11 protein-coding genes and 1 pseudogene are annotated in these 14675 nt (G+C 63.4%); 10 read left to right on the forward strand and 2 right to left on the reverse strand.

Translation table 11 applies throughout. The features are described 5' to 3' along the window. Positions 1-1108 (reverse strand): murein transglycosylase A (locus tag JNK99_RS10680; RefSeq protein ID WP_291852603.1); only part of this gene is annotated, 1108 nt, incomplete at its 3' end. Between the two features lie 48 nt (positions 1109-1156). Between JNK99_RS10680 and JNK99_RS10685 the strand changes: the two genes are divergently transcribed. Both JNK99_RS10685 and JNK99_RS10690 read left to right on the forward strand, forming a co-directional pair. Further along, positions 1157-2119: an ATP-binding protein gene (locus JNK99_RS10685; RefSeq protein ID WP_291852606.1), complete on the forward strand. Its 963-nt coding sequence runs from the start codon at positions 1157-1159 to the stop codon at positions 2117-2119. A gap of 42 nt (positions 2120-2161) precedes the next feature. Then, entirely contained in the window at positions 2162-3109 is a 948-nt protein-coding gene (locus tag JNK99_RS10690; protein WP_291852609.1) for a Nudix family hydrolase, read from the forward strand. A gap of 75 nt (positions 3110-3184) precedes the next feature. Here JNK99_RS10690 and JNK99_RS10695 read toward each other — a convergent pair whose 3' ends face one another. Beyond that, a complete protein-coding gene (locus JNK99_RS10695) occupies positions 3185-3637 on the reverse strand; it encodes a YaiI/YqxD family protein (protein ID WP_291852611.1) in 453 nt (150 codons plus the stop codon). Between the two features lie 170 nt (positions 3638-3807). Between JNK99_RS10695 and ada the strand changes: the two genes are divergently transcribed. The 8 genes and pseudogenes from ada to JNK99_RS10735 form a co-directional block, all read left to right on the forward strand. Continuing rightward, the gene (ada, locus tag JNK99_RS10700; RefSeq protein ID WP_291852614.1) at positions 3808-4938 is read left to right on the forward strand and encodes a bifunctional DNA-binding transcriptional regulator/O6-methylguanine-DNA methyltransferase Ada; all 1131 of its coding nucleotides are present in this window, start codon (positions 3808-3810) and stop codon (positions 4936-4938) included. Between the two features lie 114 nt (positions 4939-5052). Continuing rightward, positions 5053-5612 (forward strand): annotated as a pseudogene (locus JNK99_RS10705) (alpha-ketoglutarate-dependent dioxygenase AlkB). Positions 5613-5701: 89 nt separating this feature from the next. Next, a complete protein-coding gene (gene metG / locus JNK99_RS10710; RefSeq protein ID WP_291852616.1) occupies positions 5702-7807 on the forward strand; it encodes a methionine--tRNA ligase in 2106 nt (701 codons plus the stop codon). 11 nt (positions 7808-7818) lie between these two features. Beyond that, positions 7819-8073: a hypothetical protein gene (locus JNK99_RS10715; protein WP_291852618.1), complete on the forward strand. Its 255-nt coding sequence runs from the start codon at positions 7819-7821 to the stop codon at positions 8071-8073. Between the two features lie 122 nt (positions 8074-8195). After that, entirely contained in the window at positions 8196-8669 is a 474-nt protein-coding gene (locus JNK99_RS10720) for a hypothetical protein (RefSeq protein WP_291852619.1), read from the forward strand. A gap of 86 nt (positions 8670-8755) precedes the next feature. Continuing rightward, positions 8756-11836, forward strand: a complete 3081-nt coding sequence (locus JNK99_RS10725; RefSeq protein ID WP_291852621.1) for a BPTD_3080 family restriction endonuclease — start codon at positions 8756-8758, stop codon at positions 11834-11836. Positions 11837-11930: 94 nt separating this feature from the next. Next, a complete protein-coding gene (locus JNK99_RS10730) occupies positions 11931-13022 on the forward strand; it encodes a Fic family protein (protein WP_291852624.1) in 1092 nt (363 codons plus the stop codon). A gap of 1 nt (position 13023) precedes the next feature. Further along, a partial coding sequence (locus tag JNK99_RS10735; RefSeq protein ID WP_291852627.1) for a site-specific DNA-methyltransferase occupies positions 13024-14675 on the forward strand: 1652 nt, incomplete at its 3' end.

Here is a 14675-nt window from a genome sequence, read left to right on the forward strand (position 1 = left end):
CCTGTGCCAGGACGAGCCGGCGCAGGGGTGTGGCCGAGTCGGGTTGGCTGGTGGAGAGAAAGACCGGAGCGCCCAGGGGCACGTGGCGAGGATCGACGGCAATGCTGCGTTCCGGTGTCAGCGGAACGCCCAGCGCGCCGCTCGGACCTTCGTCGTTGTTCGTTTTGACGGGCTGCTCGCGGAAGAAGACATAACTCGGGTTGGCATTGAGCAGGTCGCCCAGTCGATCCGGATTGGCGCGCGCCCACTGCTTGATCGAAGCCATCGAAACCTGTTCGAGCGTCATCTCGCCCCGATCCACGAGTATGCGGCCGATCGAGTGGTAGGGATGACCGTTCTGATCGGCGTAGGCCAGGCGAATCTTGCTGCCATCCGGCAGTTGCACCCGTCCCGATCCCTGCACCTGCAGAAAGAAGAATTCGACCGGGTCGTCCACATAGAGCAGCACCCGGTCGGAGTAATCCTTCTCGCGGCTGGTGATCTCGGCGCGCGAGAAATAGGGAACCACCTTGTTGCCCTGCAGGCGGCCGCGCAGGCGCATGTCTTTCAGATCGGGCAAGACGCTGCCGAGATCGATCGTCAGCAGATCGGGAGGCACACCGAGTATCGGCTGCAGGTAGGGTTTGCCGCGCATCCGCGATCCGCGTAGCAGTGGTTCGTAGTAACCGGTCACCAGCCCTTTGGTCGAACCGTCGGGATTGGTCAGCAGCCAGGGTTGCAGGCGAGATTCGAAAAAGCGACGGACGGCGGCGGTGGTGGGCGCGGCAAGGCTCTTCGCTTCGTCACAGACCGCCTTCCATTGCGGCCCTTGCGGGCGGCTGGCCAAGGCCCGGCACGACAGCAGGAAAGCTGGCCAGGCGGCAGCGAGTTCGTCGTCGTTCCAGCCAGGCAACTCGTTCCAGCGCGCGGCTTGCAGCGGCCTGGCTTCGGGTTTGCGTGGCGCGGCTGCGGCGGTACCCGGCGCCACGCAGGGTGGGCAGAGCGGGCAGCCGGCGGGTACCGGGCAGGCAGCAGGCGGCCCTTCCCGGGTGGTGCCGCAGGCGCCGAGCAGCGTGCCCAGCAGCGTTGCGGCAAGCAGGAGGAGTGGCCGTGATTGGCTTTTGCGCATCGTTTGGCTAGAGTACGAGTTTTGGCAAGCTGCGAAGTATACCGTCCGATGAACGATCCCTTTGCCCAACTGGTGGCCCTTTTCGTCCGCGCCGAGCGCTTGCTCGATCGCCTTGAGCCCTTCCTGCCGACCGCGGCAGCGGCTCCGGACTGGGCGGCAGCGCGCGCCTTCCGCTGGCGAACCGGACGTGGCGCTGGCTATCTGCAGGCGATTCGGCGCCTGCCCACCATCCGGCTCGCCGACCTGCGCGATATCGATGAGCAGAAGGCACGCATCGATGCCAACACGCGCCAGTTCGTGAGCGGCCAGCCGGCCAACAACGTGCTGCTCACCGGCAGCCGCGGCTCGGGCAAGTCGTCGTTGATCAAGGCGCTGCTCAACGAATACGCGCCGCAGGGACTGCGTGTCATCGAGGTGGAGAAGGGCGACCTGATCGATCTGCCGGACATCGTCGAACTGATCGAGGGTCGCCCGGAGCGCTTCATCATCTTCTGCGATGACCTCTCGTTCGATACCGGTGATGCACGCTACAAGGCGCTCAAGGTGGTGCTCGACGGTTCGATTGCCGCGCCACCAGACAACGTCCTGATCTATGCGACGTCCAACCGTCGTCACCTGATGCCCGAGTATTTTGCCGAGAACCTCGAAAGCCAGCGGGTAGGGGAGGAGATTCATCCCGGCGAGGCAGTCGAAGAGAAGATCTCGCTTTCCGAGCGTTTCGGCCTGTGGATTTCCTTCTACCCATTCGATCAGGATGCCTATCTCGACATCGTGGCGCACTGGCTGCAATCGTTCGGCTGCCGGCCGGACGAGATTGTCGCTGCCGAACGTGCGGCGCTCAACTGGTCACTCGAACGTGGTTCCCGCAGCGGCCGGGTCGCCTGGCAATTCGCCCGCGACTGGGCGGGTCGTCAGCACAACACGAGCGAGCGGTCGGCGCGATCGGCCAGCCGGTCCTTCTCCCCGACGCCCCCGAGCGCTGCGCGCAAGCGCGCACGAGGCGCTGCGTGAGCGCCTCGCCTGGTCATTCGGGATGAACGAGCAGGTCATACGATGACCCCGATCACCGAGGTGGCAGCCGCCGTGATGTTGCGTGGCGACCCGGCGACGCCCGAGTTCCTGCTCGCGCAACGTCCACCGGGCAAGGTCTACGCCGGGTACTGGGAATTCCCGGGTGGCAAGGTGGAAGCGGGGGAGAGCGCCCGCCAGGCGCTGCAGCGCGAACTGCAGGAAGAACTCGGGGTGACGGTCGAACAGGCCTGGCCCTGGGTGTGCTGCGAGTTCAGCTATCCGCATGCCACGGTGCGCCTGCGTTTCTTCCGGGTCAACGCCTGGCATGGCGAAGTGGCGCCGATCGAACACAGCGCCATGGTCTGGCTGCCGAGCGGCGTGCCGGCAAGGGTCGGCCCGATCCTGCCGGCCAACCATCCGATCCTGCGGGCGCTCGCGCTGCCGCCGGAGTATGCCCTGACCAATGCCGCCGAGAACGGGGTCGAGGCCGAGCTGGCACGACTCGACCAGGCGCTGATGCGTGGCCTGCATCTCATCCAGGTGCGTGACAAGAGCCTGTCGGCGCGCGCGCGTGGCGATTTCGCACGTGCCGTGATCCGCCTGGCCGCGCGCCACCAGCGCGCGATGGTATTGCTCAACGACGATCAGGAACTGGCACGCGCGGTCGGCGCGCACGGCCTGCACCTGTCGTCGCGCCGGCTTTGGCAGACTGCACGGCGACCCGATTTCGCGCTGGTGGCGGCTTCCTGTCATACGGCGGCCGACCTGGCGCGGGCGGCAGCCCTGCAACTCGATTTCACGGTCCTCGGTCCGGTGCTGCCGACACTCAGCCACCCGCAAGCCAGCGGTATCGGCTGGCCTGGCTTCGCGCGGCTGGTCGAACGTTCGCCTTTGCCGGTTTATGCCCTGGGCGGCATGCAGCCGGAGTGGCTCGACACGGCACGCGACAGCGGTGGACACGGTATTGCGCTGATGCGCGGCTGGCGTTGAGCGACGCGTTTGCGCCGCTCGGCGGCCCGGTGCCACGGGCTGCCCTGCCGACGGTGAACTGCCTCGTGTGCCCGGTCAGCCCGCTTGCCGGCTGGCCAACAGGCGATCGAGACGGTTGGCAAAGGACTGACGATCAGCGGCCGAGAAGGCGGCGGGTCCGCCGGTTTCTACCCCACTGCTGCGCAGTCGGTCGAGAAAGTTGCGCAGGCTCAATCGTTCGTCGATATTGTCGGCATCGAGCAGATCGCCGCGCGGGTCGAGCACGCGGGCGCCCTTGGCAATCACCTGTGCTGCCAGCGGCACGTCGGCGGTGACCACCAGATCGCCGGCGGTGGCCTCCTGGACGATATGTCGATCGGCAACATCGAAGCCGGCCGGCACCTGCACTGCGCTGATCCAGGGCGACGGCGGGGTACGCAGCATCTGATTGGCAACCAGCGTCAGTTCGATCTGTACACGATTCGCAGCGCGGTAGAGGATGTCCTTGATCGCCGCCGGACAGGCGTCGGCATCGACCCAGATCTTCATGGCATTTGCTCTCCTGATGGATCGCTACAATAGCATCTCGTCTTCCCGCAGGCGGTGAGCGTGGGTCACCGGTGGCGCAGTTTGAAAGCAAACACCGGAGTGCGCGGGCGCGTCGATCCGCTTACAGTGCGCACAGCCATCTGGCGACGGTGCAACGGAGGAGTCGGGAAATGACGACAAGCAGACTGCAGGCACGCATTGCGGCCACCCTGGCCGACCCGCGCTGGGCGGCGGTCCTCGCCCGTGACTCGGCGGCCGACGGCGTTTTCGTCTATTCGGTGCTGACCACCGGCGTCTACTGCCGGCCGACCTGTCCGTCGCGCCGCCCCAAACCGGAGAACGTGCTCTTCCATGCGAATCCGGCCGAGGCCGAGGCGGCAGGTTTTCGTCCCTGCCGACGTTGTGCGCCCGATGCCCGGTCGCTGGCGACACAACACGTGCTGACGATCACCGAACTCTGCCGCCACCTCGAAACCGCCGAACAACTACCAACGCTTGCCGCACTGGCGGAGCGAGCGGGAATCAGCGCCCATCACCTGCACCGTCTGTTCAAGGAGGTGACCGGACTGACCCCGAGAGCCTATGCCGCGGCACAGCGCGCGCGGCGTGTTCGCCAGGAACTGCAGGCCAGCACGACGGTCACCGCAGCGATCTATGGTGCCGGCTACAATTCGAGTGGCCGCTTCTACGACGAGGCGGGCCGGATCCTCGGCATGACCCCCTCCGACTTGCGTGCCGGTGGCGCCAATGTCGTGATCCGTTTTGCCATCGGCGAGTGTTCGCTCGGCTCGATTCTCGTCGCGCAGAGTGCGCGAGGCGTCTGCGCCATCCTGCTCGGCGATGATCCGCAAGCTCTGGCGCGTGATCTGCAGGATCGCTTCCCGGCCGCCGGACTGATTGGCGGTGACACTGCTTTCGAGCAACTGGTGGCACGCGTGGTCGGACTGGTCGAAATGCCCGGGCGAGCACACGACCTGCCGCTGGACATTCGCGGCACCGCTTTCCAGCAGCGGGTATGGCAGGCATTGCGTGACATCCCGGCCGGTCAGACGACGAGCTATGGCGAGATCGCGCAACGCATCGGGTCACCCGGTGCGGTACGCGCGGTGGCCGGCGCCTGTGCCGCCAACAGTCTGGCCGTGGCCATTCCCTGCCATCGCGTCGTGCGCCTGGACGGCAGCCTTGCCGGTTATCGCTGGGGCGTCGAGCGCAAGCGCATGTTGCTTGCCCGCGAGGCCGCCGGACAACCCGGTGCTGGCAGCGAACCGGTTGCCGAACGGTGCGCCATCGACCTGCCGTGAACCCTGGCCGGTTCGATCATGAACGGCGACCTCTGCGCGGTGTACGGTGCCGGCGAAAGCCGGCCACAGCACCTTGGCGCGGGAACGGTGCTGCTGCATGGTTTCGCGACGGCGATGGCGACGACACTGCTCGCCGACCTGCAGCAGGTCATCGAACGGACACCGTTTCGCCACATGCGGACAGAGCGGGCGGTTTTCGCATGTCGGTGGCGATGAGCAACTGCGGCCGGCTCGGCTGGCTATCCGACGAGGCAGCCTATCGCTACGATCGGATCGATCCGCAAAGTGTTTGCCCCTGGCCGCCGCTGCCACAGTCATTTCTGCGACTGGCCCGGACGGCCGCGGCAGACGCCGGCTTCCCCGGCCGCGAGCCCGACACCTGTCTGATCAACCGCTATCGGTCGGGGGAGCCGGCTGTCCCTGCACCAGGACCGGAGCGAGCGCGATTTCGACGCGCCGATCGTTGCCGTATCACTTGGTCTGCCGGCGGTCTTTCTGCTCGGCGGCATGCGGCGGTCGGCGCCGACGATTCCGGTCGGCCTGAAGCACGGCGACGCACTGGTCCGGGGTGGCCGGACCGCCTGCGTTACCACGGCGTGCGGCTGCTCAAGGCCGGCGATCACCGGTTGCTCGGCGGTCAGTGCATCAAGCTGAGCTTTCGACAGGCGGCTTGAGCGGTGATTCGTCGGCATCCCCGCCAAGGCGGCCCGGCCAGACCGTGCTTTGGTAGAATGCCTGTTTTGCCCGCATGGTGCCCCCACCAATGACACGCAAGATTCTGGTCACTTCCGCCCTGCCCTATGCCAACGGCGCAATCCACCTCGGTCATCTGGTCGAATACATCCAGACCGACATCTGGGTGCGTTTTCAGAAAATGCGCGGGCATCAGTGCTGGTACGTCTGTGCCGACGACACGCACGGCACGCCGATCATGCTGCGCGCCGAAAAGGAGGGCATCACCCCGGAGGCGCTGATCGGCCGCGTCCATGACGAACATCGGCGCGACTTCGCCGGTTTTCACGTCGGGTTCGACAACTACTACACGACTCATTCGCCCGAGACACAAGCCTGCGCCAACGAAATCTACGCCCGTCTGCAGGCCGCCGGGCTGATCGAAACGCGTATCATCGAGCAGTATTACGACCCCTTGAAGCAGATGTTCCTGCCCGACCGCTTCATCAAGGGCGAATGCCCGAAGTGCGGTGCGCACGACCAGTATGGCGACAACTGCGAGAGCTGCGGCGCGGCGTATACGGCCAATGAACTGAAGAATCCGTATTCGGCGGTGTCCGGTGCCCGGCCGGAACTGCGCCAATCGGAACATTTCTTCTTCCGTCTCTCCGATCCGCGCTGCCAGAGCTTCCTGCGTCGCTGGACGCAGGCCGAAGGCCGGTTGCAGCACGAAGCGGCCAACAAGCTGCAGGAATGGCTCGGTAACGCCGACGAGAACCTGCTGACCGACTGGGACATCTCGCGTGACGCGCCTTACTTCGGCTTCGAGATTCCCGGCGCGCCGGGCAAGTATTTCTACGTCTGGCTGGACGCGCCGATCGGCTACATGGGTGCCTTCAGGAACCTCTGCGCCAAGGAAGGGCTGGATTTCGACGAGTACTGGCAACCGCAGTCGGGCGCCGAGCTGTATCACTTCATTGGCAAGGACATTCTTTACTTTCACGCGCTGTTCTGGCCGGCGGAACTCGAACATGCCGGCTACCGCACGCCGACCAAGGTCTTTGCGCACGGCTTCCTGACCGTCGACGGCGCCAAGATGTCCAAATCGCGTGGCACTTTCATCACCGCTGCAAGCTACCTGGCCCAGGGACTCGACCCGGAGTGGCTGCGCTACTACTATGCTGCCAAGCTGGCGGGTTCGATGGAGGACATCGACCTCAACCTCGACGACTTCATTGCCCGCGTCAACTCCGATCTGGTCGGCAAGTTCGTCAACATTGCCAGCCGTTCGGCCGGCTTCATCGCCCGGAACTTCGCCGGCCGCCTGTGTACCTGCGACGAATCGCTGCCGGCGATTCAGGCGATCCGCGATCGCCGGGCGGCGATCGCCGACCATTACGAAGCCCGCGAATTCAGCAAGGCGATCCGCGAGATCATGGCCCTCACCGATCTCGCCAATCAGTACGTTGACAGCGTCAAGCCGTGGGAGCTGGCGCGCCATCCGGGCCGCGAGAGCGAACTGCAGGCAGCCTGCAGCAACGCCCTCAACCTCTTCCGTCTCTTCGTCATTCTCCTCAAACCGGTGTTGCCGGCGCTTGGCGCCAAGGCCGAAGCCTTTCTCAACGTCGCACCACTGGTCTGGGACGACGGCGCCACGGTCCTCGCGGCCGGGCATGCGATCAACGTTTACCATCACATGCTGACGCGAGTGGACAAGAAACAGGTCGATGCGTTGCTGGCGGCCAACCGCGAATCGCTCGAGGCGACCCCGCAGGCTGCACCGCAGAAGCACGCCGAACACCAGGAGAAGGCGGCGGCGATTGCCAGCGCCCAGGCCGCTGTCGCTACCGCCGCCGGGCCGCACATCAGTATCGAAGATTTCATGCGCGTCGACCTGCGCATTGCCCGCATCAGCGAAGCGACGCGGGTCGAAGGGGCAGACAAGCTCGTCCGCCTGTTGCTCGATATCGGTTCGCTGGGTACGCGGCAGGTCTTTGCCGGCATCAAGGCCGCCTACGATCCGGCGGCGCTGGTCGGTCGACTGACCGTGATGGTCGCCAATCTGGCACCACGCAAGATGAAGTTCGGCATGTCCGAGGGAATGATCCTCGCCGCCGCGGACTCCGACGGTCAGACCCCCGGCATTTTTCTGCTCTCACCCGACGCCGGCGCGCAGCCCGGCATGCGCGTCAAGTAGCAGCCGGCGGCATGAATCGCCCGCAACACCCGCGGATCACCCCGAAGGTGATGCTCTATGCGCTGTGCGATGCCGCCGGAATGCTCGTTTTTGCCAGTGGGCTGATGTGGCTGGTCCGGGGCGAAACACTGTTCATCCCGGGTTTCCCGACCAGCACGCCGAGCGCCGTGCTTACCGCTGCCGCCGGCATCGCCCTGATGGTCTGGTCGGCGGCACGGATCCTGCGTGAGCTGGCGCAAGGGCGGACGAGTCGCGAGGAGCGCTGACTTTGCCGTACTTGCCGGGAGATCCAGGGCTTCCCGGCGCCAGGCACAACGTCCACTTCGCGACGTCGGCAAAGGCCAGGTGACGCTCGCGATAGCATGCGATTATGTCTAATGGTGTCACAATGCAGTATCCATACGGTGCCTATCAGGAAATACGTCGTATACCGTTACCGGTTTATGTCGATGCTCTTCTGGTTTTTGCGGCAGAATCCGCTGTTAAATCGATAGCTAGTCGGGCATTTTCCCAAGCTGGAGAGATGCGTGGCCAGCAATGTTCGTGTGTCCAAGTCGTGCCGCCCGACAAACAATATCTCGGCGACGCCAGTGGCAAAGTTTTTCAGTTCAGCAAGATTTGGCCGATTCGACGAAATTCCATTCGTCACGTTCGCGGCAAGCTACCTCCCCACTCTTCAGGTCGTGACAAACTCCCGCACAGCAACATCCGCTTGATTGGTGCAGCCCGAGCTTCATCGGGAACGGCATCTGCCGCCGATCCGCAACAACCCGTGCTTGCGGAATGGCGCGCAGAAAAATCGTGCTCTCCGACCAAAGAATCGAAGCCAACAACGATGGAGCAAATCATCGAAGATGCATAATTGATGGTTATCGCCGGGCATTTGGCGGACAATGCCCAGCATCCCAAAAAAACAACAACATACGCGCTCACCTGTAGGCCATCGCCATGTCGAACCCGTTCTTCGATCACCCGATTCTGAACTCACCGTATGCGCGGCCTTCGCAGCACTGGGAGCTGGACGCTTCTGGCCAGCCAACACAGCAGATTCTGGAATCGCGTCGCCGCGCCGAGTTCATCACCCCGATACCCAAACCAAAGAAGCAGAAAACGACGCCCAGGCAGGAAGGCTTCCTCTTCGACGAGGGCGAAGGCTTATCCACCAAGGCGCAGCAGTACGACCCGACCTCGATCATCAACGAGGTGCGCAATCACGTCGACACGTGGCGCGCGCTCCCGAATCCGAGCCAGTGGCAGGTCACCCCCGAGACCGCCCGGCTGCTCCAGCACTGGCGTCATCACGGCTTCAGCGGCGTTCGCCCCTTCTTTTGCCAGGTCGAGGCCGTCGAAACGGCGATCTGGCTGACCGAGGTCGCTCCCGCCACCAGGCACGGCAAGCGCCTTCTCGACCCTCTGGTGGCAGCCAACAAGGACGCCAACCCCGAGTTGATGCGACTGGCGCTCAAGCTGGCCACGGGGGCGGGCAAGACCACGGTGATGGCCATGCTGATGGCCTGGCAGACGATCAACGCGGTGCGCCGCCCGACAGCCAGGCAATTCACGCGCGGCTTCCTGATCTGCGCGCCGGGCCTCACCATCAAGGACCGCTTGCGCGTCCTGCAGCCCAACGACCCCGACAGCTACTACAAGGAACGGGAACTGGTGCCGGGCGACCTGCTCGACGACATGGGCCGCGCCAAGATCGTCATCACCAACTACCACGCCTTCAAGCTGCGCGAGCGCATCGACATTGCCAAGGGCGGGCGGCAACTGCTCAAGGGCCGCAGCGGCGACGAGATCGTCACCACCGAGAACGAAGGGCAAATGCTCCAGCGGGTGATGCCGGACCTGATGGGCATGAAAAACATCCTTGCCATCAACGACGAAGCGCACCACTGCTACCGCGAAAGACCTGCCGATGACTCGGAGTTCGTTGACGGCAGCGGAAATCCGCTGACGGGGCAGGATTTGCGGGACGCCAAGGCGCAGGCGAAAAAGGACAACGAAGCGGCACGCCTCTGGATTTCCGGCCTCGAGGCCGTCAACCGCAAGCTCGGTCTCGCCCGCGTCATCGATTTGTCGGCGACGCCCTTCTTCCTGAGTGGCTCGGGCTACGCCGAGGGCACGCTGTTCCCGTGGACGATGAGCGACTTCTCGCTGATGGATGCCATCGAGTGCGGCATCGTCAAGCTGCCGCGCGTCCCAGTAGCGGAAAACATCCCCGGCGACGAACTGCCGGTTTTCCGCAACCTGTGGGAAAACATCCGCAAGGACATGCCCAAAAAAGGGCGCGGGTCGAACCAGGAACTCGACCCGCTCAAGCTGCCGACCCGGCTGCAAACCGCGCTGCAAGCGCTCTACGGCCACTACGAGAAGACCTACAAGCTCTGGCAGGATGCCGGGATCAAGGTGCCGCCGTGCTTCATCATCGTCTGCCAGAACACCGCCATCTCGAAGCTCGTTTACGACTTCATTTCCGGCTTCCAGCGCAGGAACGACAATGGCACCTCGAGACTTGAGAACGGTCGCCTGCCACTGTTCCGCAACTTCGACGAAACCACCGGCAACCCGCTGCCGCGCCCCAACACCCTATTGATCGACAGCGAACAGCTCGAGGCCGGTGACGCGCTCGACGCCAAGTTCCGCGACATGGCCGCCGACGAGATCGAGCGCTTCCGCCGCGAGATTGTCGAACGCACCGGTGATCCCCGCGCCGGCGACAACATCACTGATCAGGAACTGCTGCGCGAAGTCATGAACACCGTCGGCAAGGCCGGGCAGCTCGGCGGCTCGATCCGCTGCGTGGTCTCGGTGGCGATGCTCACCGAGGGCTGGGACGCCAATACCGTCACCCACGTTCTGGGCATTCGCGCCTTCGGCACGCAACTCCTGTGCGAACAGGTGATCGGCCGCGCCCTGCGCCGCCAGTCCTACGAACTCAACGAGGAAGGTCTGTTCAACGTCGAATACGCCGACGTCTTCGGCATCCCCTTCGACTTCACCGCCAAGCCCGTCATCGCCAAGCCGCAGCCGCCGCCTCCAACCGTGCAGGTCAAGGCCATTCGTCCCGAGCGCGACGCCCTCGAAATCACCTTCCCGCGGGTCGAAGGCTATCGCGTCGAATTGCCGGATGAGCGGCTCACCGCCAGGTTCACCGACGACTCGGAACTGATCCTCAACCCCGATCTGGTCGGCCCTTGCGAAACGCGCAACGAAGGCATCATCGGCGAGGGCGTCAATCTCACGGTCGCCCATCTCGGCGACGTGCGTTCATCCACTCTGCTCTTCCATCTCACCCAGCGGCTGCTTTACACCAAGTGGCGCGACCCCGGCGAGGAACCCAGGCTGCACCTGTTCGGCCAGCTCAAGCGCATCGTCAAGGAGTGGCTGGACCACTATCTCAAGTGCCAGGGGGGAACCTATCCGGCCCAGCTCAGGTATCTGCAACTGGCCGACATGGCCTGCAACCGGATCACCGCCGCCATCACCCGGCAGTTTCTCGGCGAACGGCCGATCAAGGCGCTGCTCGACCCCTACAACCCCAGCGGCTCGACGCGGCATGTTCGCTTCAACACCTCCAGGGCCGACCGCTGGCAGACCAGTTCCCGGCACTGCCACATCAACTGGGTCGTCCTCGACAGCGACTGGGAGGGCGAATTCTGCCGTGTCGCCGAAGCGCACCCCAGGGTGCGTGCCTACGTCAAGAACCACGGCCTCGGCTTCGAGGTGCCCTACCGCTACGGCTCGGAAACGCGCAAATACCTGCCCGACTTCATCGTGCTGGTCGACGATGGCAAGGGGCCGGACGACCCGTTGCGGCTGGTCGTCGAGATCAAGGGCTACCGGCGCGAGGACGCCAGGGAAAAGAAATCGACCATGGACACCTACTGGGTGCCCAGCGTCAATCACCTCGGCACCTATGGGCGCTGGGCCTTCGCCGAGTTCACGGATGTGTTCCAGATGCAGGATGACTTCGCCAGGAAGGTCAAAGCGGAATTCGACAAGATGCTGGCGGGCGTCGCCCTATGAAACCCGCCATTTCTATACATGTCGCCAAAACATGTATAGAAAATGGCAACATCTATACAGATTTTGATTGCTTAGTTAAGGAAACCGTTCTTTCGTGAACATATTCCCGCCCCTGCAAGCTCTGGAACATCTAGACCCAGCTCGCTTCGAGACGCCCGCCATCCTCAAGCGGCTGGTTTCGGCGCACCGCGCGCTGGCCGAATTCAAGGGCGTGGCCGCGTCCATGCCCAACCAGAACATCCTCATCAGCACCTTGGGCTTGCAGGAAGCCAAGGACAGCTCCGAAATCGAAAACATCGTCACCACCCATGACGAACTGTTCCGCGAAACGGCGCAGGACGCGGCCACCAGCCCGGCAGCCAAGGAAGTGGCGCGCTACAACCGGGCCCTGCGCGTCGGCTTCGAGGCCGTGCGCGGCTCCGGCCTGCTCACCGGCAATCACATCGTCGAAATCCAGTCCGAACTGGAAAAAAACCGCGCCGGGTTGCGCAAAGTGCCCGGCACGGTGTTGAAAAACGGCGCGGGCGACGTGGTCTACACCCCACCTTCGCCGGAACGGCTGCCGCAGTTGATGGCCGATTTGGAAAGGTTCATCAACGACGACGATTTGTTTGCCGCCGACCCGCTGGTCAAGACGGCGCTGATTCATCACCAGTTTGAAAGCATCCACCCTTTTTACGACGGCAATGGCCGCGCCGGGCGTATCCTCAATGTGCTGTACCTGGTCAAGGAAGGTCTGCTGGACACGCCCGTGCTGTATTTGAGCCGCGCCATCGTCCGCAGCAAGGCTGACTACTATGCGCTGCTGCAAGGCGTGCGCGAACGCGACCAATGGGAACAATGGGTGCTCTACATGCTGGGCGCGGTCGAGCGGACCGCCACCGACGGCATCGCCGCCATCCAGGCCATCAAATCCGCGCTGATGGACTACAAACACCGCATCCGCGACGGCTACAAGTTCTACAGCCAGGACCTCATCAACAACCTGTTCTCACACCCTTACACCAAGATCGACTTCCTGCAACGTGACCTCGAAGTTTCGCGCCTGACCGCAACGCGCTACCTCGACGCGCTGGTCGCCGGTGGCCTGCTGAGAAAGTTGAAAATTGGCCGTTCCAATTACTACATCAACGAAGCGCTGTACCGCATTCTGACCGGCGAAGCGCCGCCCACCGGAGAACCCTGAAATGGCCAAATCCTCCGCGCCCAAAGGCGTCGACGCCATCACCCACGACGACGCCAAGCGCAGGAACATCCCCACCGCCGAATACCAGTCGGTGCTCGACGACGCGCAGAAGAACCCCAGGCAGGTGCGCTACCCGCGCAACACCGATCTCGACCCGCAACTGGTCTGGCGCGGCAAGGATGAGCAGGACTGGTCCGACCTCGTCGTCCACGCGCCGCCGCTCTACATTCAGGAGAAGGTGCACCCCAAGGCGCTGATCGACGAGCTGCTGCGCGAATCGAAGGAACGCGAGCACGAGCAGGGGCAAATGACGCCCGACCTCTTCGCCGACTTCAACGGCATCCCCAGGGATGCCGACAAGACCGAGTTCTACCAGCACGACCAGAACTGGACCAACCGCATGATCCTCGGCGACAGCCTGCAGGTCATGGCCAGCCTCGCCGAACGCGAAGGGCTGCGCGGCAAGGTGCAGTGCATCTACTTCGATCCGCCCTACGGCATCAAATTCAACAGCAACTTCCAGTGGTCAACCACCAGCCGCAGCGTGACAGATGGTAAAGCCGACCATATCACCCGCGAGCCGGAACAGGTCAAGGCCTTCCGCGATACCTGGCGCGACGGCATCCACAGCTACCTGACCTACCTGCGCGACCGGCTCACCGTGGCGCGCGACCTGCTGACAGACTCGGGGTCGATCTTTGTCCAGATCGGCGACGAGAATGTTCATCGCGTTCGGGCGGTGATGGATGAGGTGTTTGGGGATGAGAATTTTGTTTCGTCAATCAACTACGTAACCACAAGTGGCCGCCAAGATAAATTTATCGACAACATCTCAAATCACATATTGTGGTTCTCAAAAAATACTCAAAACGCGAAGTATCGGCAACTCTACATTGAACGTCCCGATTACGCAGAAGAATTTATCGCTGATCAAATGCAGTCGGATGGCCTCCGAATAGATGGTGACTTCGACCTCAATGTTCAAGGAAGAACCTTCAAGCCAAAGCCCGGCAATCATTGGAAGGTCAAACGAGAAGGCGCAATTCGCGTAGGTAAAGCTGACCGACTAATCCCCCAAAAATCGATGGTGCGATACAAGCGGTGCGCGAGCGATTTTTCGGTTCGTTCGCTTCCAAGCGTATGGAGCGATACTTCTGGAGGGGCTGGAAAGGACAAAGTTTACGTAGTCCAGAGTAACTCCCGGCTTGCTGAGCGCTGCATCCTCATGTCCACCGACCCCGGCGATCTCGTCCTCGATCCGACCTGTGGTTCCGGCACCACCGCCACCGTCGCCGAGCAATGGGGCCGCCGTTGGATCACCATCGACACCTCTCGCGTCGCGCTGGCGCTGGCCCGTGCCCGCATCATGGGGGCGCGCTATCCCTTCTACCTGCTCGCCGATTCCCGTGAGGGCCAGATCAAGGAGGCCGAAGTCACGCGCACGGCGCCGAGTTCGCAGCCGACCCACGGCAACATCCGCCACGGCTTCGTCTATGAGCGCGTGCCGCACATCACGCTGAAGTCCATCGCCAACAATGCCGAGATCGACGTGATCTGGGACCAGTGGCAGGAAAAACTGGAACCCTTGCGCGGTCGACTGCAAGAATTGCTCAAAAAAACCTGGCAGGAATGGGAGATTCCGCGCGAGGCCGG

The organism is Accumulibacter sp. (genome assembly GCF_016789985.1).
In the GTDB taxonomy this organism is placed as follows: domain Bacteria; phylum Pseudomonadota; class Gammaproteobacteria; order Burkholderiales; family Rhodocyclaceae; genus Accumulibacter.